The 23,419-nt window shown below is 19.8% G+C and carries 17 protein-coding genes; 8 read left to right on the top strand and 9 right to left on the bottom strand.

Annotation, left to right across the window (positions count from 1 at the left end; genetic code table 11):
- Positions 1–131: 131 nt before the first annotated feature.
- Both pth and ychF read left to right on the top strand, forming a co-directional pair.
- Positions 132–671, top strand: coding sequence for an aminoacyl-tRNA hydrolase (pth, locus tag M5J13_RS02050; protein WP_252837251.1), 540 nt, complete (start codon positions 132–134; stop codon positions 669–671).
- Between the two features lie 103 nt (positions 672–774).
- Positions 775–1,824, top strand: a complete 1,050-nt coding sequence (gene ychF, locus M5J13_RS02045; RefSeq protein ID WP_252837250.1) for a redox-regulated ATPase YchF — start codon at positions 775–777, stop codon at positions 1,822–1,824.
- Between the two features lie 39 nt (positions 1,825–1,863).
- Here ychF and thrC read toward each other — a convergent pair whose 3' ends face one another.
- From thrC to thrA, 3 genes are read right to left on the bottom strand one after another with little or no spacing between them, the layout of a single operon-like run.
- Positions 1,864–3,156, bottom strand: coding sequence for a threonine synthase (thrC, locus tag M5J13_RS02040; protein ID WP_252837249.1), 1,293 nt, complete (start codon positions 3,154–3,156; stop codon positions 1,864–1,866).
- Positions 3,143–4,093, bottom strand: coding sequence for a homoserine kinase (gene thrB / locus M5J13_RS02035; protein ID WP_252837248.1), 951 nt, complete (start codon positions 4,091–4,093; stop codon positions 3,143–3,145). The genes thrC and thrB overlap by 14 nt, the downstream gene beginning before the upstream one ends.
- A 12-nt stretch (positions 4,094–4,105) precedes the next feature.
- Positions 4,106–6,568 (bottom strand): bifunctional aspartate kinase/homoserine dehydrogenase I, encoded by a 2,463-nt coding sequence (thrA, locus tag M5J13_RS02030; protein ID WP_252837247.1) that lies wholly within the window; start codon positions 6,566–6,568, stop codon positions 4,106–4,108.
- 338 nt (positions 6,569–6,906) lie between these two features.
- On the opposite strand from thrA, the gene hpt reads away from it, so the two are divergent.
- Entirely contained in the window at positions 6,907–7,446 is a 540-nt protein-coding gene (gene hpt / locus M5J13_RS02025; protein WP_436835302.1) for a hypoxanthine phosphoribosyltransferase, read from the top strand.
- A 150-nt stretch (positions 7,447–7,596) separates the two neighbouring features.
- Here hpt and pcnB read toward each other — a convergent pair whose 3' ends face one another.
- Positions 7,597–8,766 carry a polynucleotide adenylyltransferase PcnB gene (gene pcnB / locus M5J13_RS02020; protein ID WP_252837246.1) on the bottom strand — a complete coding sequence of 390 codons (1,170 nt, stop codon included), beginning with the start codon at positions 8,764–8,766 and terminating at the stop codon, positions 7,597–7,599.
- 138 nt (positions 8,767–8,904) lie between these two features.
- Positions 8,905–9,354, bottom strand: coding sequence for an RNA polymerase-binding protein DksA (dksA, locus tag M5J13_RS02015; protein ID WP_252837245.1), 450 nt, complete (start codon positions 9,352–9,354; stop codon positions 8,905–8,907).
- Between the two features lie 271 nt (positions 9,355–9,625).
- Between dksA and truA the strand changes: the two genes are divergently transcribed.
- The 5 genes from truA (at position 9,626) to lpdA (ending at position 18,966) form a co-directional block, all read left to right on the top strand.
- Positions 9,626–10,381, top strand: a complete 756-nt coding sequence (gene truA / locus M5J13_RS02010) for a tRNA pseudouridine(38-40) synthase TruA (protein ID WP_252837244.1) — start codon at positions 9,626–9,628, stop codon at positions 10,379–10,381.
- Positions 10,382–10,664: 283 nt separating this feature from the next.
- On the top strand, positions 10,665–13,394 hold the full coding sequence (gene secA / locus M5J13_RS02005) for a preprotein translocase subunit SecA (RefSeq protein WP_252837243.1): 2,730 nt from the start codon (positions 10,665–10,667) through the stop codon (positions 13,392–13,394).
- Between the two features lie 168 nt (positions 13,395–13,562).
- Entirely contained in the window at positions 13,563–16,232 is a 2,670-nt protein-coding gene (gene aceE, locus M5J13_RS02000) for a pyruvate dehydrogenase (acetyl-transferring), homodimeric type (protein ID WP_252837242.1), read from the top strand.
- 9 nt (positions 16,233–16,241) lie between these two features.
- On the top strand, positions 16,242–17,495 hold the full coding sequence (locus M5J13_RS01995; protein ID WP_252837241.1) for a 2-oxo acid dehydrogenase subunit E2: 1,254 nt from the start codon (positions 16,242–16,244) through the stop codon (positions 17,493–17,495).
- A 61-nt stretch (positions 17,496–17,556) separates the two neighbouring features.
- Complete coding sequence (lpdA, locus tag M5J13_RS01990; protein ID WP_252837240.1) at positions 17,557–18,966, top strand: dihydrolipoyl dehydrogenase; 1,410 nt, start codon at positions 17,557–17,559, stop codon at positions 18,964–18,966.
- Positions 18,967–19,225: 259 nt separating this feature from the next.
- On the opposite strand, the gene erpA is transcribed toward lpdA, so the two are convergent.
- The 4 genes from erpA to rsmH all read right to left on the bottom strand — a co-directional run bounded on the left by erpA (position 19,226) and on the right by rsmH (position 23,279).
- Positions 19,226–19,570, bottom strand: coding sequence for an iron-sulfur cluster insertion protein ErpA (erpA, locus tag M5J13_RS01985; RefSeq protein ID WP_252837239.1), 345 nt, complete (start codon positions 19,568–19,570; stop codon positions 19,226–19,228).
- 180 nt (positions 19,571–19,750) lie between these two features.
- Entirely contained in the window at positions 19,751–20,899 is a 1,149-nt protein-coding gene (gene ftsZ, locus M5J13_RS01980) for a cell division protein FtsZ (protein ID WP_252837238.1), read from the bottom strand.
- Positions 20,900–20,953: 54 nt separating this feature from the next.
- Complete coding sequence (ftsA, locus tag M5J13_RS01975) at positions 20,954–22,216, bottom strand: cell division protein FtsA (protein WP_252837237.1); 1,263 nt, start codon at positions 22,214–22,216, stop codon at positions 20,954–20,956.
- Between the two features lie 139 nt (positions 22,217–22,355).
- Positions 22,356–23,279 (bottom strand): 16S rRNA (cytosine(1402)-N(4))-methyltransferase RsmH, encoded by a 924-nt coding sequence (gene rsmH, locus M5J13_RS01970; protein ID WP_252837236.1) that lies wholly within the window; start codon positions 23,277–23,279, stop codon positions 22,356–22,358.
- Between the last annotated feature and the right edge of the window lie 140 nt (positions 23,280–23,419).

Here is a 23,419-nt window from a genome sequence, read left to right as displayed (position 1 = left end):
ATTTTTTATAAATTTTTATAAAAAATTTGTTTACTTTTTATAAATTTTTATAAAAAATTTTATTATAATTTGTTGTAATTTTTTATGTAATTTTTTATTAGTTTTGTTGATTTTTTTAGGGATAATTTTCATTGAATAAAATAAAAATAATTATTGGTTTAGGAAATCCTTTATCTAAATATCGAAATACTCGTCATAATGTAGGTTCTTGGTATGTTTTAGAATTAGCAAATTTATTTAATTTAAAATTAAAAAAAAAAACTAAATTTTTAGGATATTATAGTTATTTTTTTTATTTAAATAAAAAAATTTTTTTATTTATTCCAAATGTTTTTATGAATATAAATGGTTTATCTGTTTTAAAGATAGCTAATTTTTATAGTATTAAATTAGAAGAAATGTTTATTATTCATGACGAATTAGATTTACTTCCAGGAATAATAAAATTAAGAAATGGGTATGGAAGTAATGGTCATAAAGGTTTAAAGAATATTATTGGAAAATTTAAAAAAAAAACTGTTTATAAACGTTTATCAATAGGTATTGGACGTCCAAATAATAAAAAAGATATTTCTGATTTTGTTTTGTCAAAACCTACTAATTTAGATAAAAAAAAAATTTTTAGTTCTATTCGTTGTTCTATAAATAAATTATTTGTTAATAATTTTTAAAATATTTTTTATAAAATTAAAAAAATTATTATTTTTTTTAAATTTATTTTTTAATAAAAAAATTATTTTTTAGAGAAAATAATAAATTTTAATAAGGTTAAATATGAGTGTTAAATGTGGAATTATTGGGTTACCAAATGTTGGAAAATCGACTATATTTAATATTTTTACTAAATTAAAAGTTCCATCTTTGAATTTCCCTTTTTGCACTATTAAACCTAATGTAGGTTTTGCGTCTGTTTATGATGATAGATTATTTAAATTAAAAGAAATTGTTTGTCCTGATAAATTAATTTCAGCTACAGTTAAAATTGTTGATATTGCTGGATTGGTAAAAGGTGCATCTAAAGGTGAAGGTTTAGGAAATAATTTTTTAAGTCAAATTAGAGAAGTTGATGCTTTAATTCATGTTGTAAGATGTTTTTATGATGAGAAAATTTTACATGTTAATAATAAAATTGATCCTATTGATGATATAGAAATTATTAATACAGAATTAATATTTTCTGATATAGAATTTTGTGAAAAACAACTTATTTTAATAAAAAATTCAAAAAATATTAATAAGGAAAATTTTTTAGAAAAAAAAAATTTATTAGAAAAATGTATTTTTAATTTAAAAAATTTTATTTTATTAAGAACAGTAAAATTTTCACATCAAGAAAAATGTTTGATGAAAGAATTTAAGTTTTTAACATTTAAACCTACTATTTTTCTAGTTAATTTTAATACTTTTCAAGAAAATAAGACACTTTTAAATGATTTAAAAAATTTCTTAAAAAAAAATATTATAAAATTTATTGATCCAAAAAAATTTAAAGTATCTTTTAAAAATAAAAATTCTGAATTATTTTTATTTTCTGAAATTATTAATTCAATTTATAAAATTTTAAATTTAGAAACTTTTTTTACTGTTGGAAAGAAAGAAATAAAAGCTTGGCCTTTTATAAAAGGTTCTAATAGTGTAGAGACAGCAAACATTATACATAGTGATTTTGGAAGAGGTTTTATTAGAGCTAAAGTTATTAATTATTTTGATTTTATAAAATATAAATCAGAAAATAATGTAAAAAAAGCAGGAAAGTTAAGATTAGAAGGAAAAAATTATATAGTAAAAGATGGAGATATTATTCACTTTCTATTTAATGTATAAATTTTTTAGAGAGGATTTTTTACCTCTCTAAGTATAATTTTATTGATTTAATATAATTTTTTTTAGTTTATGAAAATTAGGTTTAATACTATAAGATAATTCTTTTAAATTAAAAAAATTAGATATAGATTTTGGAATTTCTAGTTTTATTTTTAGAGTTTTTTCTACTGTTTCTTTAAATTTTACTGGATGAGCGGTTCCTAAAAAAATTCCATATTCTTCTTTTTTTATTTGTTTTTTTAATAATGTATATGCTACTGAAGCATGAGGTTCAGATATATAATTGAATTTTTCATATAGATTTTTTATATTTTTTTTGGTTTTATTTTCAGATACACTTCCATATCCTAATTTTTTAATATTCCATTTTTTTCTATTGAAAATTTCTATTACTCTAGGCCAATTATTTGGTCTGCTAATATCCATTGCATTAGAAATAGTTGAAATAGTTTTATAAGGATTCCATATTCCAGTTTTCATAAATCTAGGAACAGTATCGTTAGAATTTGTTGCTAATATAAATTTATGTATAGGTAATCCCATAGATTTTGCTAATAAACCAGCTGTTAAATTTCCAAAATTACCACATGGTATAGATATAACTATTTTTTTTTTATTTATTTTTGAAGTTAAAGAAAATATTTCAAAAAAATAGCATATTTGAGCAAATAAACGACTTATATTTATTGAATTAGCTGAGTTTAATTGTGTTTTTTTTTTTATTTCTTTGTCATTAAAAGATTTTTTTACTAGTTTTTGACATTCATCAAAACTTCCATCAATAGCTATTGTTATAATATTTTTTCCTAAAGTACAAAATAGTTTTTTTTGTATTTTGCTAATTTTTCCTTTTGGATATAATATTATCACTCTTATATTTTTCATTTTATAAAAAGCATGAGCTACTGCAGCTCCTGTATCTCCAGAAGTAGCAGTTAATATAGTTATCGATTTATTTTTTTTATTTAAATGTGACAAGATTTGAGCCATAAATCTAGCTCCATAATCTTTAAATGCTAATGTTGGACCATGAAATAATTCACAACAGGAAATATTATTTTTTAAATTAATTAATTTAGGTTTAATAAATGAAAATGCTGATTTTACGCTTGAATCAATTTTTTTTTTTTTTATTTCTGATCCTATAAATAAAGATAGTATTTTTTGACTTCTATTAATAAAATTTTTTTTTAATAATGATTTTATTTTTTTTTTAGGAATAATTGGTAATTTTGAAGGAAAAAATAACCCTTGTTTTTTTCCTAATCCTAATTTTACAGCTTTAGAAAAACTTACTTTTTCGTTTTTATTTTTTAAGTTATATAGTTTCATTATTTTTTGTCCTAATTTGTCTTGCTCCAATAAAATCTATTTTACAAATATGAGAAAACCCTTTTTTTGTTTGAATATAATTTTTTAAAAAATAATCTTTTATTTTTTTTGCGTTTTTTTTATTTTTACAAATAGAAAATATAGTAGGTCCAGATCCGGATATTCCATAAGCAATAGATCCTATTTTTTTTATTCTTTTTTTATGTTTAGAGAAATTTTTTAAAAATTTTTTCCTATAAGGTTCTGCAATTACATCTTTAATGGAATTTGCTGCTAAATCAGATTGGTTAGTATATGAAGCATGTATAAAACGTGATAAATTTTTACTATGTTTAATACATATTTTTCTACTATATTTTTTTGGTAAAACTGATCTTGATAGAGCAGTAGATAATTTAGTTCCAGGCCAAGCTATAACCCAAAACCAATCTTTAAAAAAAGGTATTTTTTGAGAAATATTTCTTTTTTTATCTAATATTAATTGAATTCCTCCTAAATATGATGGTGCTACATTATCATAATGTATTTCTCCAGATATTTTTTTTTCTAATATTCCCATTAATTTTAAAAGTTCTTCTTTATTCAATGGATTATTAAAAAATATATTCAATGCAACTAATGTTGCTACAATAGAACATGCGCTTGAACCTAATCCAGAACCAATAGGAAGATTTTTTTCAAGAGTTAAATGAATATTTTTTTTTATTTTTATTTTTTTACAAAATAATGACCAAGCTTTCCAAACTATATTTTTTTTATAATATTTCGGAAGTTCTTTAGAAAATTTTCCTTTATTTATTAATTTAAATTCATTTGATTTTTTAATTTTTACTAAATCACCTAAAAAATTTTTTTTGATTGGATGAATTGCTGCTCCTAAAATATCAAATCCTACTCCTAAATTTCCGATAGAAGCAGGCGCATACACTTTAATCATTTTGTACTCCAATTATAATACTATTTTTAATAGGTCAGAAAATACTCCTGATGCAGTAACTTCTTTTCCTGCTCCGTATCCTCTTATTACTAGAGGCATTGGGTGATAATATTTACTATAAAAAGATAGCGCGTTTTCTCCATTTTTTATTCCATATAATGGATCATTTTTATGGATTTTAGAAATTTTTATTGAACAAATTCCATTTTTATTAATTTTTCCTATAAATTTAATTTTTTTATTATTAATTTTAGCTGATGATACTTTTTTATAAAAATATTTATTATAATCTTCTATTTTTTTTAGAAATTTTTTTATGCTTATTTTTTTATTAATTGGTTCAGGAAGAATATTTTTTATAATGATATTTTTTAATTCTAATTGGTATCCAAATTCACGAGCAATTATTAATAATTTTCTTGCTACATCTAATCCAGATAAATCATCTCTTGGATCAGGTTCTGTTAATCCTTTATTTTTAGCTTTTTTTATAGCTTCTGAAAAAGAAATTCCTTGTTCTAATTTTCCAAAAATATATGATAATGATCCTGAAAGTATTCCTTTAAAAGAAATTAATTTATCTCCTGTATTTTTTAAGTTTTTTATAGTTTGTATTATTGGAAGACCTCCTCCAACGTTTGTTTCATAAAAAAAATTCTTTTCTTTATTTTTAGCTATTTTTCTAATTTTTTTATAATGATTAGTGTTTCTTGTATTAAATTTTTTATTAGGAGTTACTATATGAAATCCATTTTTTATATAGTTATAATATTGATGAGAAATTTTTTTACTAGATGTACAATCAATAATTACTGGATTTATATAATAGTTTTTTTCTGTTATTTTGTTTATGGTTTTTATTAAATCTTTTTCTTCATATTTTTTTTTAATTTTTTGGAAATCTTTTTTCCAATTTTTTATTGAAATTTTATTTTCATTAAAAAGTATTTTATTAGAATTTGATATTAAACAAATATTTATTGTTATATTTAATTTTTTTAAATTGGATTTTTCTAATGATATTTGATTTAATAAAGTTTTTCCTATTCCACCAATTCCTAATAAAAAAATTTCAATTATTTTTTTTTTATTTATAATAATTTTATGTATTAATTTGATTCCAATTTTTATATGTTTAGATTTTAAAATTATTGAAATAGAATTTTTTGATATATTATTATTAAATAAAAATGTTTTAATATTAGAGTTATATAATGATTTTTTTATTTTATTTATTAATTTTTTTTGTTTTGTGATTTTATATTTAATAACAGATATTATAGATAATTTTTTTTTTATTATAATATATTTTTTAAATTCATTTTTTGATTTGAAAATTTTTTTTTGTATTATTTTTTTTATTATTTTTTTATATTTTTTTTTACAATAAAATTTTATGGAATTTTGATTTATAAAATGAATTAATGAAAAAATAAAAATATTTTGAAATTTTATTGATTTAATTAATATTTTTTGAATTTTTTTGATATTTTCTTTTTTTTTAATTTTTATTAAAAACATACATATGTTTTTTATATAAGTTACACTAGCATGATATTTTTTTTTTGATTTTTTATTTAGATCTAATATTTCTGTTCCTTTTTTATTTTTATTAAATGTATTTTTAATATGACATGGGATATTAAATTTTTGTAGTGGTTTAATTGTTTTATGATGTAATACTTTAGCTCCTAAATTAGATAATTCAGTTATATTTTGATATGAAATTTTTTTTATTATTTTTGGATTAGAAACAATTTTTGGGTCACAAGTAAGAATTCCATCTACATCTGTCCATATTTCACAAACTTTAGCTTTAAAACAAGCAGATAATATTGCTGCTGAATAATCTGATCCGTTTCTTCCTAATAATACTGTTTTTTTTTTTTTATCTCCTGCAATAAAACCTGGCATTAAAATAATAGAATTTTTTTTTATTTTTATTTTTTTTAAATTTTTATTTGAAAGTGGAATATTTACATATGAATCAAGAATTTTTCCAAAAGTAATAATATTTTTAACTGGATTAATTATGTCTACATTATATTTTTTTGAGATTAAAATATTTTTCATAATATAAGTAGATAATATTTCTCCTCGAGAAATAATTTTTGCAAATGTATTATCAGGACATTGATTTAAAATATATATACTTTTTAAATTTTTTTGAATAAAATTTATTTCTTTATCAATTTTTTTTTTTGTTTTAAAAAAATTAAATTTTTTATTTTTTTTATATATTTTTTTAATTATTTTATAAAATTTTTTTTTTATGTATAAAATTTTTTTTTCATATCTTTTTTTATTTATCGCTATTTTTATTAATTTTTCTAAATAATTTGTAATTTTAGCTGGCGCAGATAAAACTACTGCAATTTTATTTTTTTTACATTTTTCTTGAATTATTTTAGAAACAGAAAAAATTGTTTTTGAATTTTTTAATGAAGTTCCGCCAAATTTTAAAACGTTTATCATTTTTTAAGGTTCTCCTAAATCTATATTTTTAAAATTTTAATATTTTATTATAATAAATGTTTTTAAAAACTAATCAAAATATTATATATTTTATATAAATTTTATATATATAAATTAATTTTTTATATTTTTTTAAATAATTTTTTTAGTCAGATAAAATTTTTTTAATTTTAATAAATATTTTAATTAAAATTGTATATTTTAATATATAGAATTTATTTTGTATGTTTTTAAATATTTTAAATTAAAGTTTTTAATAGTATTTTTTACAATTTTAAAATAAGATTGTATATATTAAAAGGTAGACATTTTCTTACTATTAAATTTAATAAAAAATAATGATTAAATATACTGTAAAAATGATTTTTTCTTCTATTGAATTACGTAATAGAGTTAAAGAATTAGGTATACAAATTACTAAAAATTATAAAAACGATTCTAATAAAATGATTTTAGTAGGTTTATTAAGAGGTTCTTTTATTTTTATTGCTGATTTATGTAGAGAAATTAAAATTGATCATGAAGTAGATTTTATGACTACTTCTAGTTATAGAAATAGTATGTTTTCTAATTTTGATGTAAAAATTTTAAAGGATTTAGATGAAGATATTAATAATAAAAATGTTTTAATTATAGAAGATATTATTGATTCTGGTCATACTTTAAGTAAAGTTTTAGATATTTTAAAATTAAGAAATCCAAAATCTATTTCTATTTGTACATTATTAGATAAATCAGAATGTAGAGAAGTTAATATAACGGTAGATTATATAGGTTTTTCTATATCTAATGAATTTGTTGTTGGATATGGAATTGATTATGCTCAATGTTATCGTAATTTACCTTATATTGGAAAAGTTATACCTATTAAAAAATAATTATTTAAAAATAATAAAAATTTTTTATTTTTTACTTAAAAATTTTAATTTATTTTTAAATTATATTTATTTATTTTTGAAATTTTTTAAATTATTATTTTTTTTAAATATAAAAAGTTTTTTTATAATTAAGTAAAATTTTATTATTTTTTATTTTTTTTTTTTTTTATTTTTTCTATTTTTTTTAATTATATATAAATTATATGCTTCTAAAAATTGTTTATTTTTTTTTTGTTTTTTAACAATTTTTTTTTTATTATATATTAATATATTTATTATTTTTAAAATTTCTTTAACTGAATACATAATTTGTTTAGGTATAGATAATATAAATGATGCTTTTTTTAAAATTATTTTTAGTGATAAATGTGAAGCTTCTTTATGATTTATTTTTTTTTCCTTTTTGATTTTTAAAGTATTAAATATATAAGGATATAATAATATTGAAGACCATAAAAATGATAAATTTATGGGTTTTTTTTTTTTAAATCTTTTATCATTTTCTTTTAATACATTTATCATTAATGTATGTATTAAAATATTTATTTTTTTATTATGATATAAAAATGGAAAAGGAAAAATTCTTTTTAATAAATAAAATTTTTTTAATTTTTTATATGTTTTATATCCAAATCCTGATTGTAATAACTTATTTAATTCATTGTATAATCTAGCTGATGGAATATGAGAAATTAATTTTGCTAATTTTGGAATAGCTAAAGCTGTTTTTTTTTCTATATTCATTTTTAATTGAACAGAAAAACGAATTACTCTTAACATTCTTACTGGATCTTCTCTATATCTTTGTTCGGGATTTCCAATTAATCTTATAATTTTTTTTTTTATATCTTTAACTCCACCTACATAATCTCTTATACTTAAATCTATTATATTTAAATATAGAGTATTTATAGTAAGATCTCTTCTCTCTGCATCTTCTTCTATTTCTCCAAATATATTATCTCTTAATAATATTCCAAATTTTTTTTTTTTATATTTTTTACATATATTTTTTTTATTAAAATGGTGACCTCTAAAAGTAGATACTTCTATAGTTTCTTTTTTAAATATAATATGTGCAATTTGAAATCTTTTTCCAATTAATCTGCAATTTTTAAATAGTTTTTGTATTTCTAATGGAGTTGCATTTGTTACTAAATCAAAATCTTTTGGTTGATTTCCTATAATTAAATCTCTTACACTTCCTCCTACAAGATATGCTTGATAACCTGATTTATTTAATCTAAATAATATTTTAATAGCATTTTTGCTAATTTTTTTTCTAGATATATTATGTTTTTTTTTAGGAATTATTATCATATTTATTTATTTATAGTGAAGTATTTTATGTATAAAAATATATTTTTTGTATTGATTTTTTATTTTTTATAAAGAAATTTATTTTATATAATAAAATATCAGAGAAAAAAATTTTTCTATTTTTAATTATTTTATTTTTTATATAAGTATTTGTTTTTCTCTTATTTCTTCTAGTGTTTTACAATCAATACAAAGATCAGCAGTAGGTCTGGCTTCTAATCTTTTTATTCCTATTTCCACTCCACAAAATGAACAATATCCAAATTCTTTTTCTTGAATTTTTTTTAAAGTAATATTTATTTTTTTAATTAATGTATTTTCTCTTTCTCGATTTCTTAATTCTAAATTAAATTCTTCTTCTTGAACTGCTCGATCGATTGGATCAGGAAAGTTAGAAGATTTTTTTGATATATCATATATATTAATTTTATTTTTATTTAATTGTTTTTTCCATGTTTCTAATATTATAGTAAAATGATTTATTTGTTTAGAATTCATATATTTTTCATTTTTTTTTTTTTTATATGAATTTACTCCTGCAATTGAAAGTATACTTAAAGAAGATTTTTTGATATTTTTTTTTTTCATGAAATATTTTCCTTAATATATTTTAAAAAATAGATTAAATTAAAAAAAATAGCAGTTAGTTTGTAAATTTTATAATATACATTAGATTATTTATAATATGAAATTAAATAATTTTCTATAAATTTTTTTTATTGTTTTTTTTTATTTTATTTTATTTAAAATCTTTTTTATTTTTTATATTTAAAATTTAATTATATAATATATAAATGTTTTTTAATTAAATTTATGTATTAGAAAAAATTTTAAATATTTTTTTAAAAAGGATTTATATATGTTTAAAATAGTATGTGGAATTGAATATAATGGAAGTAGATATTATGGATGGGAAAGTCAAATAAAAAATTTTTCAATTAAAAATAAGTTAGAGGAGGCAATATCTAAAATAGCTAATCACAAAGTTTATATTTTTTGTGCAGGAAGAACAGATTCTGGAGTTCATGCTTATAATCAAGTAATACATTTTACAACTTATTCTTTTAGAAAAAGAAGATCTTGGATAATAGGTATAAATAGTTTATTACCAAAAGATATTTCTATAATTTGGATAAAATATATTTCACATGATTTTCATGCTCGTTATTCAGCTATTTCTAGAAGTTATCGTTATATTATATATAATAATTTTATTCGATCTGCATTATTAAATAATAGAGTAAATAATGTTTTTTTTAATTTAAATGAAAAAAAAATGCATAATTCTGGACAAATTTTATTAGGAGAACATGATTTTTCTTCTTTTAGAGCTTCTGGTTGTCAATCTTTTACTGCTTGGAGAAATATAATAAATTTAAATGTATATAGAAAAAAAAAATATTTTGTTATAGTTGAAATTACAGCTAATTCTTTTTTATATAAAATGGTTAGAAATATTGTTGGTTGTTTAATTGAAATAGGAAAGAATAAGAAAAAAAAATCATGGTTATTAAATGTTTTAAATTTAAAAAATAGAAATTTTGCAGGTCCTACTGTTTTAGCTAATGGTTTATATTTGTTTTCTATAAAATATCCTAAGCATTTTAATATTTAATAAATTATTATATTTTTTTAAAGTTTTTAATTTTTAAAAAAATTTTATTAAAAATATAATATTTTATATATTAAAAATATATTTTTTATATAAATATTTTTGTTAAAAAATAATTTTTTTATTTAAAAAATATTTATTTTTATTAAAATTAGTATTTAAGAAATATTTTTTATAAGTTTATTTTTTTAAATAAAATATTATTATTTATATTTTATTTAATATTTTTAGTTAATTTAATGATTTTTTGTATATAATATAAAACTTTTATAAAAGAGAAGGATATATGTTTTTTAATTTTTTGAAAAAAATATTTGGAAGTAGAAATGATAAAATATTAAATAAATTAAATGTTACTGTAGATAAAATTAATATATTAGAAAGTAAATATAAAAATTTTTCTGATCAAAAACTTAAAGAAAATACACAAATTTTTATCAGACGTTTGAAAAATAAAGAAACTTTAAAAAATTTGTTAGTAGAAGCTTATGCTACAGTAAGAGAAGCTAGTAAAAGAGTTTTTGGAATGCGTCATTTTGATGTTCAGATATTAGGAGGAATTGTTTTAAATAATCGATGTATAGCAGAAATGAAAACTGGTGAAGGAAAAACATTAACTTCTACACTTCCTGTATATTTAAATTCTTTACAAGGTAAAGGTGTTCATATTATTACTATGAATGATTATTTAGCTAAACGAGATTCAGAAAAAAATAAATTATTATTTGAATTTTTAGGATTAACAGTTGGTTTAAATTTGTCTGAATTATCTCATTCTTTAAAAAAAAAAGCTTATTTAGCAGATATTACTTATGGTACAAATTATGAATTTGGATTTGATTATTTAAGAGACAATATGGTTTTATCAAAAAATGATCAAGTTCAAAGAGGATTAAATTATGCATTAATCGATGAAGTAGATTCTATTTTAATTGATGAATCGAGAACTCCTTTAGTTATTTCAGGAGAAGAGAAAGATTGTTCTAATTTATACTTTAAAATTAATAAAATTGTTCCTTTATTAAAACAACAAGAAAAAGAAGATACAGAAGATTTTTCAGGAAATGGAGATTTTTTTTTAGACGAAAAAATTAAACAAGTATATTTAACAGAAAAAGGACTTATAAAAATAGAAAATATTTTAGTTAAAAACAATATTTTAAAAAAAAAAGAATCTTTATATTCTTCAAAAAATATAAAATTATTGCATCATGTTATTTCTTCTTTAAGAGCACATAAATTATTTATTAGAGATGTTGATTATTTAGTAAAAAATAAAGAAATAGTTATTGTAGATGAACATACTGGAAGAATAACTTTGGGTAGAAGATGGTCAGATGGTTTACATCAAGCAATTGAAGCAAAAGAAAAAGTTTTAATTAAAAATGAAAATAAAACATTAGCTTCAATTACTTTTCAAAATTATTTTCGATTATATAAAAAATTATCAGGAATGACTGGAACTGCAGAAACTGAATCATATGAATTTAGAACAATATATAATTTAGATACTGTTGTAATACCTACTAATCGTTTAATGATACGTGAAGATTTTTCAGATTTAGTTTATTTAACAGAAAAAGAAAAAATTTCTTCTATTATTAAAGATATTAAAGATTGTTATGTTTCTAAAAAACCAGTTTTAGTAGGAACTATTTCTATAGAAAAATCAGAGATTATTTCAAGTTATTTAAAGAATTTAGGAATTAAACATAATGTTTTAAATGCTAAATTTCATAAAAAAGAAGCTAAAATAATTTCTCAGGCAGGTAAATTAGGAGCTGTTACAATTGCTACTAATATGGCTGGTCGAGGAACTGATATTATATTAGGAGGATATTTTGAAAATAAAAATTTTAATCATTTAGAAAAAAAAATAAAGAAAAAAATGCTTAAAAAATATAATTTAAAGAAAAAAAAATGGAAAAAAAATAATAAAATGGTATTAAAAGCAGGAGGTTTACATGTTATTGGAACAGAAAGACATGAATCTAGAAGAATTGATAATCAGTTAAGAGGTAGATCTGGAAGACAAGGTGATTGTGGTTCATCTAGATTTTATTTATCAATGGAAGATGATTTAATGAGAATTTTCGCTTCAGAAAAAATTATTAATATTATGCGAGCTTTTGGAATGAAAAAAGGACAATCTATTGAAAGTTCATGGGTAAATAAAGCTATATTTAATGCTCAAAAAAAAGTAGAAAATAGAAATTTCGATATTAGAAAACAATTATTAGAATATGATGATGTTATTAATAAACAAAGAAAAGTTATTTATAAACAAAGAAATATATTAATTAACAAAAATGATATTCATAATACTATTACTACTATATCTAAAGATGTTTTTTTATTTGTTATTAGAAAATTTTCTAAAAAGAAAAATTATTTTATAAATAAAAAAAGTTTATTTAATTTACAAAAAGAACTTTTAAAAAAATTTAAAATTAAAATTAGTTTTAAAAATGTATTTAAAGATATTAAAAAATATAAAGATTTAGATATTTTAGATTTAGTATTAAAAAAATTTAGAATGAATTATTTTATTAAAGAGAAATTAATTGGCTCTACAAATATGAGAAATATAGAGAAAGCAATTATGTTAAAAAAATTAGATTTTTTTTGGAAAGAACATTTATCTGATATGGAATATTTAAGACAAGGAATACATCTAAGAGGATATGCTCAAAAAGATCCAAAATTAGAATATAATCGTGAATCTTTTATTATTTTTTCAGATATGTTAGAGTCTTTAAAATATGAAGTAATATTAGAATTAAGTAGAATTAATTTATCACAGTTTAATCCATATGGAAGTCAAGATTCTAATTATAAATTTTCTATTCATGGAAAATTTTTTAAAAAATTTAAAAAATCTATTTTAAAAAATCCAGAGATTAAATATAATTATTCTAAAGAATTTAATAAACCGAAGCAAATTTTAGATAATGATAAATGTTATTGTTTTTCTGGAAAAAAATATAAAAATTGTCATAAAAAATTAGATTATTAATTTTTTTTAAAATTTTTTATATAAAATTTTTATACTTTTTAATTTATAATTTGAATAATAATATATTTAAATTTATTTTTTAATAAAAATTAAATAAATTTTTAAAAAAAAATAAAAATTTTTGTCAGATATAATAAATTTTTATCATTAAATAAAATGGAGTATCCTATGTCTAAAAATAATTATACGGATGTTGATATAGATCCTATAGAAACAAAAGATTGGTTAGATTCTATAGAATCTGTAATACAACAAGATGGAAATAAAAGAGGAATATTTTTAATTAATAAAATATTAAAAAAATATAAAAAAATTGGTTCTTTATTTTTTAATAAAAAATTAATTACTAATTATATTAATACAATTCCTAAAAAAGAAGAATATTTTTATCCAGGAAATATAAAATTAGAAAAGAAAATTGCTTCAGCGGTACGTTGGAATGCAATAATGATGGTTTTAAGAGCTTCTAAAAAAAAATTAGATTTAGGTGGTCATTTATCATCTTTTCAATCTTCTTCATTAATTTATGAAATTTGTTTTAATCATTTTTTTAAAGCTAATAATTCTTCAATTTTGGGAGATATTATTTATTTTCAAGGACATATTTCTCCAGGAATTTATTCAAGAGCTTTTTTAGAAGGAAGATTATCTGAACAACAAATAAATAATTTTAGACAAGAAATTTATGAAAAAGGATTACCATCTTATCCTCATCCTAAATTAATGCCTAATTTTTGGCAATTTCCTACTGTTTCTATGGGTCTGAGTTCAATTTGTTCTATTTATCAAGCTAAATTTTTAAAATATTTACATAATAGAGAGTTAAAAAATACTAATCATAGAAAAATATATGTTTTTTTAGGTGATGGAGAGATGGATGAACCTGAATCTAAAGGGGCAGTTAATATTGCTGCTCGTGAAAAATTAGATAATTTAATTTTTGTAATTAATTGTAATTTGCAAAGATTAGATGGTCCTGTTATGGGAAATGGAAAAATTATTAATGAATTAGAAAGTTTTTTTCGTGGTTCTGGATGGGAAACGATTAAAGTTATTTGGGGAAATAAATGGGATAAATTGTTAAAAGAAGATTTTAGTGGAAAATTAATTAAATTAATGAATGAAACTTTAGATGGAGATTATCAAACTTTTACATCTAAAGATGGAGCATATATTAGAAAAAATTTTTTTGGAAAATATCCAGAAACTTTAAAGTTAGTAAAAAATATGACAGATGATGAAATATTTAATTTAAATAAAGGAGGTCATGATTTTAATAAAATTTATTCTGCTTTTAGAAGAGCTCATACTATAAAAAATAAACCAGTTGTAATATTTTTTCATACTATTAAAGGTTATGGAATGGGAAAAAATGTTGTAGGAAAAAATATTGCTCATCAAGTTAAAAATATTAGTATGGAAGATATTAAATATATTAAAGATAAATTAAAAATTTCTATTTCTAATAAAGATTTAAATAATTTACCTTATGTATATTTTTTAAAAAATTCTCCTGAATATAATTATATACATAATCAAAGAAAAAAATTAGGAGGATATGTTCCAGAAAGAAGAAAAAATTTTTCAGAAAATTTATCTATTCCTGAATTAAAAGATTTTAGTTCTCTTTTAATAGAACAAAAAAAAAATATTTCTACTACAATTGCTTTTGTAAGAATTTTATATATATTATTAAATAATAAAAATTTAAATAAAAGAATTGTTCCAATTATTGCAGATGAAGCTAGAACTTTTGGAATGGAAGGATTGTTTAGAAAAGTTGGAATATATAATACATATGGACAAAATTATATACCTCAAGATAAAGATTTATTATCTTATTATAAAGAAGAAAAAAATGGACAGATATTACAAGAAGGAATTAATGAGTTAGGAGCCGCTTCATCTTGGTTAGCTGCTGCTACATCTTATAGTACAAATGATTTTCCAATGATACCTTTTTATATTTATTATTCTATTTTTGGTTTTCAAAGAATTGGAGATTTATTATGGGCAGCTGGAGATCAACAAGCTAGAGGATTTTTGATTGGTGGAACATCTGGAAGAACTACTTTAAATGGAGAAGGATTACAACATGAAGATGGACATAGTCATATTTTTTCTTCTACAATTCCAAATTGTGTTTCTTATGATCCTGCATATTCTTATGAATTAGCTGTTATTATCCAAAATGGATTAAAAAGAATGTATGGAAAAAAACAAGAAAATATTTATTATTATATTACTGTTACTAATGAAAATTATTATATGCCAAAATTAGTAAAAAATTCAGAAGAAGGAATTTGTAAAGGTATATATAAATTAGAAAATTTTCCTGGAAAAATAGCAAATGTTCAATTATTAGGTTCTGGAGCTATATTAAAAATTGTAAGGAAAGCAGCAAATATTTTGTTTGAAAAATATAAAATTGGTTCTAATGTATATAGTGTTACTTCATTTACTGAATTAGCACGAGAAGGTCAAGATTGTGATCGTTGGAATATGTTAAATCCTTCAAAAAATCCTAAAATTCCATATGTTTCTTCTATTATGAATTCTGATCCTGTTGTTGCTTCTACAGATTATATGAAGTTATACGCTGAACAATTAAGAAAATATATTCCTTCTGAATTTTATAGTGTTTTAGGAACAGATGGATATGGACGTTCAGATAGTAGAGAAAATCTTCGTGGCTATTTTGAAATTAATGAATATTATATTGTAATATCAGCATTAGGAAATTTAGCTAAATGTGGAAAAATAGATGTGAAATTAGTTCTAGATGCTATAAAAGAATTTAATATTGATATAAATAAAATAAATCCTCGTTTAGTATAGGAGCATAAAATGAATATTAGTATAAAAGTTCCTGATATTGGTATAGATCAAGCAGAGGTGATAGAAGTTTTAGTAAAAATAAATGATAAAATTTCAATAGAACAAGGATTAATTGTTGTTGAAGGAGAAAAAGCTTCTATAGAAATTCCATCTCCAGAAAAAGGTATAGTTAATAGCATTCATGTTAAAAAAGGAGATATAGTTAAGTATAATTCTTCTATTTTAACTTTAAAAACTGATATTAATTTAAATGAGAAAAATAATAAAAATGATTTAATAGATTCATTTGATATTAAAAAAAATAAAGAAAAAATAAAATTTTCTAAAGAGAAAGAAAAATTTAATAATATATCTTCTTTTTTTCATTCATCACCTTCAGTTAAAAGATTATGTAGAAAATTTAATATTTCTATTGAAAAAATTAAAGGTACTGGAAGAAAAAATAGAATTTTAAAAGAAGACGTAAAAAATTATTTAGAAAAATTAAATAAAAATATTAAAAATAATATTAAAAAAAAAGATTTTTTAATCAAAGATAAAACAGAATTAAATAAAAATTTTATTGATAAAAAATCAGAAGTAATTTTTTTAAGTAAAATTCAACAATTTTCCAATAAAAGTTTTATTAGAAATTGGAATGAAGTTCCTCATATTACTCAATTTGAAAAAGTAGATATTACAAAATTAGAAAATTTTAGACAAAAAATAAATAAGAATTGTGTTGATTTAGGTATTAAATTAACTTTATTAACATTTATTATTAAAGCTGTTTCAAAAAATTTGTTAAAATTTTCTAAATTTAATAGCTATCTACATCCTAAAAAAGATAGAATTATTGTTAATAAAGAAATAAATATAGGAATAGCAGTAAATACTAAGAATGGTATTATAGTTCCTGTAATAAAAAATGCAAATAAAAAATCTATTTCAGAAATTTCTAATGAAATTATTTATTTATCAAAAAAATCTCAAAAAAATAAATTAAAGTTAAACGAAATGACTCAAGGAAGTTTTACTATATCTAACCTTGGAGGTTTTGGAGGAAATGAATTTACTCCTATAATAAATTGTCCTGAAGTTTCAATATTAGGAGTTTCTAGATCAAAAATAGAACCAATTTGGAAAAAAGATCGTTTTGTTCCAAGATTATTACTACCTTTATCTTTATCTTATGATCATAGAGTAATTAATGGAGTTGATGGAGCAATTTTTATAAAAAATTTAAATGAGAATTTATCAAATTTTTATAAAATAATTATATAAATAATATTTTTTAAATTTTTTAACAAGTACTGATTTATAATTTTAAATTTTGGATATTAATATGAATAAATTTATTAGTACGAGTTTAGTTGTAATAGGTGGAGGTCCAGCTGGTTATTCAGCTGCTTTTAGAGCTTCAGATTTAGGAATAAAAACTGTTTTAATTGAAAAAAATTTAGTTTTAGGTGGTGTTTGTTTAAATGTTGGGTGTATTCCTTCAAAAGCTTTATTGCATTTTTCAAAAGTATTAGAAGAATATAAAGAATTTTTTAAATTAGATATTTTTACTAATAAACCAAAATTTAATATAAATAAAATTCATTCTTGGAAAAAAGATATAATTTTAAAAATGAATTCTGGTTTAAATATTTTAGCAAAAAAAAGAAAAGTAAAAGTTTTACATGGAAAAGCATCTTTTATTAATAAAAAAAAAATAAAAATGTTATCTTCAAATAATGATTCTTTTGAAATAAATTTTGAAAATGCTGTAATTGCATCAGGTTCTAGTCCTATTAAATTTCCTTGTATTAAATCAAATGATAAAAGAATTTGGTATTCTACAGATGCATTAAATATTCCTTTTATTCCTAATAAAATGTTAATAATTGGAGGAGGTGTAATAGGTTTAGAAATGGCTACTGTTTATAGTGCTTTAGGTTCTAATGTAGATGTTATAGAAAATTCTAGTTCTATTTTTCCAACATTAGATATAGATGTTAGTTCATTTTTTATAAATTCTATTAAAAACAAATTTAATTTAATTTTAAATGCTTGTGTAGAAAATATAGATTTTTCAAAAAAAAATCTTTGTGTTCAAATAAAAATTAAAGATCAGTTAAAAAAATTTAAATATGATGTAATTTTAATTTCTATAGGGCGTTCTCCTAACGTTAGTTCTTTAAATTTACATAATATAGATCTTAATTTAGATAGAAAAAATTTTATTTTAACAGATAATCAATGTCGAACAAATATAAAAAATATATTTTCTATTGGAGATGTTTCAGGTAATCCTATGTTAGCTCATAAAGGAATTTATGAAGGACATCTTGCTGCAGAAGTAATATCTGGAAAAAATCATTATTTTGATACAACAATAATACCAAATATTTGTTATACAGATCCTGAAGTTGCTTGGGTTGGAATAACTGAAAAAGAAGCAAAATTAAAAAATATTGAATATTTAGTATCAGTTTTTCCTTGGAGCGCTTTAGGTCGAGCTGCTGTTTCTAATTCTTCTGTAGGTATGACAAAATTAATATATAATAAAACTACAAAAAAAATTATTGGAGGATCAGTAGTTGGAAGAAGCGCTGGAGAATTATTAGGAGAAATTTCTTTAGCTATAGAAATGGGATGTGATGTTACTGATATTTCTTTAACTATGCATGCACATCCAACTTTATATGAATCTATTAATTCTGCATCGAAAATTGTTGATAGAACAATTACTGATTTATTAAATTTTTAAATAATAATTTTTTATTTTTTGATGTTATGAATTAATAAATTATACATAACATCAAAGATTATTAATATAAATATAATTTTCTAAATTAAATAAAAATTTTTTTCTAAATTATTTATATTTAATTTTTATTAAAAAATAATATTTTTTAAATTTTTTATTTTTTAATTTAAATATTTAAAAAAATTTTATTTTTTATAAATTTATAATTTTTTTTCACTTTTTTTTTATTTTTTATATGTTAATTTTTTATATTTAATTTTTATGTATTAAATGATGCTCCACAACTACATGTTGATTTTGCATTAGGATTTTTAATAATAAATTTAGATCCGTTTAGATTTTCTATATAATCTACTTTTCCTCCTTTTAAATATTGAATACTAATCGGATCGATTATAATTTTTATTTTTTTATTTTTTATAATTACGTCATGTAATTTATTTTTTTTTTCAAATTTAAATCCATATTGAAATCCGCTACATCCTCCTCCTGTAACGTATATTCTAAATTTTTTTTTTTTGTTTTTTTTTTTATTTATTAATTTTTTTATTTTATTAATAGCGGATTTAGTTAATTTAAATTTATATTTAAAATTATTTTCCATTTTTTTAAACCTTTAAAAATTTTTAATTATATAAATATTTGATTTTTTTTTGAATTTTTTATAAAATTTATTAAATCAAATAATATATTTTAAAAAATTTTATTTTTTAAAAGTATTAAGAAAATTATTATTTAAATTTATAAATATATTATTTTATTAAATAATTTATATTATAAAATACTATTTTTTTCTTAAAAATGTTGGAATATCTAAATATGATTTTTCTTTTTTAAATTTATTTTTTTCTTTATTTTGATATGTTTTATTTACTTTTTTTTTTGAAAAACTTAATGAATGATTTCTTTTATATCGATAATCATTCAGTATATTTTTTATTGGTTTATTTTTATTATTTGAATTTATTTCTATTTGTTTTTCTAATCCTATTCCTGTAGCAACTACTGTAACTCTTAATTCATCATTCATATCTGGATCTAAAGATGTTCCAATTACTACAGTAGCATTATCAGAAGAAAATTCTCTAATTGTGTTTCCAACTATTTCAAATTCATCTAATCTTAAGTTCATTCCGGCTGTAATATTTACTAATACTCCTTTTGCTCCTGATAAATCCACATCTTCTAATAAAGGGCTGGAAATAGCTATTTCTGCAGCTTCTTCTGATCTATTTTCTCCAGAAGAAATTCCTGTTCCCATCATTGAATATCCCATTTCTGACATTACTGTTCTAACATCAGCAAAATCTACATTCATCAATCCTGGACGAGTAATTAATTCTGCAATACCTTGTACTGCTCCTTTTAATACATTATTAGCTGCACTAAAAGCATCAAGTAAAGAAATTCCTCTGTTTAGTACTTTTAATAATTTATCATTTGGAATGATTATTAAAGAATCTACATATTTTGATAATTCTAAAATTCCTTGATCAGCACATAACATTCTTTTTTTACCTTCAAAATGAAAAGGTTTAGTGACTACAGCTACTGTTAATATTCCTAACGATTTTGCAACTTCAGCTACTACAGGAGCTGCTCCAGTACCTGTTCCTCCACCCATTCCTGCAGCGATAAAAATCATATCTGAACCTTCTAAAGCTGTTTTAAGAAGTTCTTTATCTTCTTCAGCTGAAGTTTTTCCAATTTCAGGATTTGCTCCTGCTCCTAATCCTTTTGTAACGTTTGTTCCAATTTGAATAATTTGGTTAACTTCTATTTTTTTTAATGCTTGAGCATCAGTATTTATTGCAAAAAATTCTACTCCTTCAATTTTTTCTTTTACCATATGTTCAACAGCATTACCACCTCCTCCACCAATTCCTATAACTTTAATAACTGCATCGCTACTTACTTCTACTGGTTCAAACATGTAAATATTCTCCGATTGATGATTTATAAAAATTTTTTCTTATAATTTAAATATTTATTTTAATTTTAATATTTTATATATATTAAACCAACGGTTAATTGAATATAACCAGTTCTTTTTTTTACAAAAAATCTCATTTTTTTTTGATGTATTTTTATTTTTAAAATGTAATAATCCGATTACAGTAGAATATTCAGGAGTTTTTACATGATTAATTAATCCAGTGATATTTCTAGCACATCCAATTCGAACTTGCATTTGAAATATTCTTTCAGCGCAATCAGTAAAGAATTTTGTTTTTGATACTCCTCCAGTTAAGACTATTCCGCTATTTAAACGATATTTACGACCTTTTTTTTTAAGTTTTTTTTGTAAGTTTAAAATTTGATTATTTACTATTTCTAAAAGTTCTAAACATCTTAATTCAATTACTTCTGTTAATTTTTCTTGATTTAATATTTTTGATTCATTATTAGTTGATTTTGTAATTTTAATATGATTTAAATTATCTTGTAAAAAACTTGAAGCACATCCATATTTTACTTTTAAATATTCAGCATCAGATGTAGGAGTAGAGAAAGCATATGATATATCGTTAGTAATAATATCTCCTGCATAAGGTATAACCTGGCTATGTTGAAGGGATCCTTCAATATATATTAAAACATCAATTGTTCCTCCTCCTATATCAATCATACATACACCTAGTTTTTTTTCTTCTTCTGTTAAAACAGCTTTTCCTGATGCTAATCCTGAAAATACTATTTTATCTACTCTTAACTTACATCTTTTTACTGCTTTAATGATATTTTTTTCTATATTATAATTAGAAGTTATTAAATGCACTTTTGCTTGCATTCTTATTCCTGATAATCCTAATGGATTTTCAATTCCTTTTTTTTCATCAATAATATATTCTTGTGGAACAATATGTAAAATATGAAATTTATCATTAATTCTAACAGATTTTGCTGTTTTTATTACTTTTTTTATATCTTTTTTTGTAATTTCTTCTTTATTAATTGAAACCATTCCAATTTCGTTTTTATAATTAATATATTGATTAGAAAAGGCTAAATTAATTGCATATATTTTATGATTAGACATATCTTCAGCTTGTTTAATAGATTTTTTTATGCATTTAATAATTGATTCTAAATCATTAATATCACCTTTATTTATTCCCTTAGAAGGACAATTTCCTAATCCAAGTACATTAATTTCTCCATTTGGAAAAACTTCTCCTACTAAAGAAGCAACTTTTGTGGTTCCAATTTCTAAACCAACTATAAGTTTTTTGTTTGTACAATTTATCATTATTTTAGCTCATTGTTAACTCAAATTTTCATTATAATAATAAGAACTTTTTATTTTATTTTGTATATCACTAATTTTATTAATTATGTTTTTTTTAAATTTAAATATATGAATTTTTTTTAAATACATTTAAAAATTTTTATTTTAATTTTAAAGTTCTTAATATTGCACTTCTAGATCGGTAATTTTTTAAAATTTCTTTTTTATCGGGTATAATTTTTTTAAAAATTTTTATTTTCTTTTTTTTTTGATTAATTTTTTTTAGTTCTTTTTCTGTTAATGGAATAGAACTTGGCAAATTTGGAAATTTTCTACTATAATTAAACATAAATTTTTTTACTATTCTATCTTCTAAAGAATGAAAACTAATAATGGATAATCTACCTTTTGGAGCTAAAACATTTAATACTTTTTTTAAAAATTTTTTTAGTTCTTTTAATTCGTTATTAATTTTAATTCTAATAGCTTGAAAAGTTTTTTTTGCAGAACTTATTTTATAATATGGAGTAGAATTTAATATTATTTTAGAAAGTTGACATGTTTTTTTGATAGGTTTTTTTTTCATATTTTTAATGATATTAAAAGCAATTTTTTTATGATATCTTTCTTCTCCATATTTTTTTAATATATAAGATAATTTTTTTTCTTTTGTTTTAATTAACCATTCTGATGCTGAAATTCCATTTTTTTGATTCATTCTCATATCTAGTGGACCGTTTTTTTTATAAGAAAAACCTCTATTTTTATTATTTAATTGCATAGAAGACATTCCTAAATCCATAATTATCCCATTAACTTTTTTTAAAATATTATATTTTTTACAATATTTTTTAATATTTGAAAATAATCCATGTATAATTTTAAATCTTTTATCTTTTATTTTTTTTGCTATTTTTATAGAAAATGGATCTCTGTCAATTGAATATAATTTTCCATAATTATTTATTTTTTTTAAAATTTCTTTACTATGTCCCCCAAATCCAAATGTTGTATCTATATAAATTCCATTTTTTTTTATTTTTAAAGATTTAATTGATTTTTTAAGTAGTACTGGAATATGCATTTTTATATTTATAATTTTTTAATAATGATTTATAAGAATTTTTATTTTTTAGATATTTTAATTTTTTTTAATCTCTAAATTTCTATTATCTTTCTTAGTTTTTATTTTTTTTTACAAATTTATTAATTTTATTTTTGTTT

The sequence above is a fragment of the Buchnera aphidicola (Periphyllus lyropictus) genome (genome assembly GCF_024029895.1).
Taxonomy (GTDB): Bacteria; Pseudomonadota; Gammaproteobacteria; order Enterobacterales; family Enterobacteriaceae; genus Buchnera_J; species Buchnera_J aphidicola_BA.
This window is presented reverse-complemented; position numbering and strand designations above follow the sequence as displayed.

Bases quoted from the DNA above. Each gene is read 5' to 3' on its own strand.
- ychF (WP_252837250.1), top strand. From the start codon at position 775: ATGAGTGTTAAATGTGGAATTATTGGGTTACCAAATGTTGGAAAATCG.
- thrC (WP_252837249.1), bottom strand. From the start codon at position 3,156: ATGAAACTATATAACTTAAAAAATAAAAACGAAAAAGTAAGTTTTTCT.
- thrB (WP_252837248.1), bottom strand. From the start codon at position 4,093: ATGATTAAAGTGTATGCGCCTGCTTCTATCGGAAATTTAGGAGTAGGA.
- thrA (WP_252837247.1), bottom strand. From the start codon at position 6,568: ATGATAAACGTTTTAAAATTTGGCGGAACTTCATTAAAAAATTCAAAA.
- hpt (WP_436835302.1), top strand. From the start codon at position 6,907: ATGATTAAATATACTGTAAAAATGATTTTTTCTTCTATTGAATTACGT.
- pcnB (WP_252837246.1), bottom strand. From the start codon at position 8,766: ATGATAATAATTCCTAAAAAAAAACATAATATATCTAGAAAAAAAATT.
- dksA (WP_252837245.1), bottom strand. From the start codon at position 9,354: ATGAAAAAAAAAAATATCAAAAAATCTTCTTTAAGTATACTTTCAATT.
- truA (WP_252837244.1), top strand. From the start codon at position 9,626: ATGTTTAAAATAGTATGTGGAATTGAATATAATGGAAGTAGATATTAT.
- secA (WP_252837243.1), top strand. From the start codon at position 10,665: ATGTTTTTTAATTTTTTGAAAAAAATATTTGGAAGTAGAAATGATAAA.
- aceE (WP_252837242.1), top strand. From the start codon at position 13,563: ATGTCTAAAAATAATTATACGGATGTTGATATAGATCCTATAGAAACA.
- M5J13_RS01995 (WP_252837241.1), top strand. From the start codon at position 16,242: ATGAATATTAGTATAAAAGTTCCTGATATTGGTATAGATCAAGCAGAG.
- lpdA (WP_252837240.1), top strand. From the start codon at position 17,557: ATGAATAAATTTATTAGTACGAGTTTAGTTGTAATAGGTGGAGGTCCA.
- erpA (WP_252837239.1), bottom strand. From the start codon at position 19,570: ATGGAAAATAATTTTAAATATAAATTTAAATTAACTAAATCCGCTATT.
- ftsZ (WP_252837238.1), bottom strand. From the start codon at position 20,899: ATGTTTGAACCAGTAGAAGTAAGTAGCGATGCAGTTATTAAAGTTATA.
- ftsA (WP_252837237.1), bottom strand. From the start codon at position 22,216: ATGATAAATTGTACAAACAAAAAACTTATAGTTGGTTTAGAAATTGGA.
- rsmH (WP_252837236.1), bottom strand. From the start codon at position 23,279: ATGCATATTCCAGTACTACTTAAAAAATCAATTAAATCTTTAAAAATA.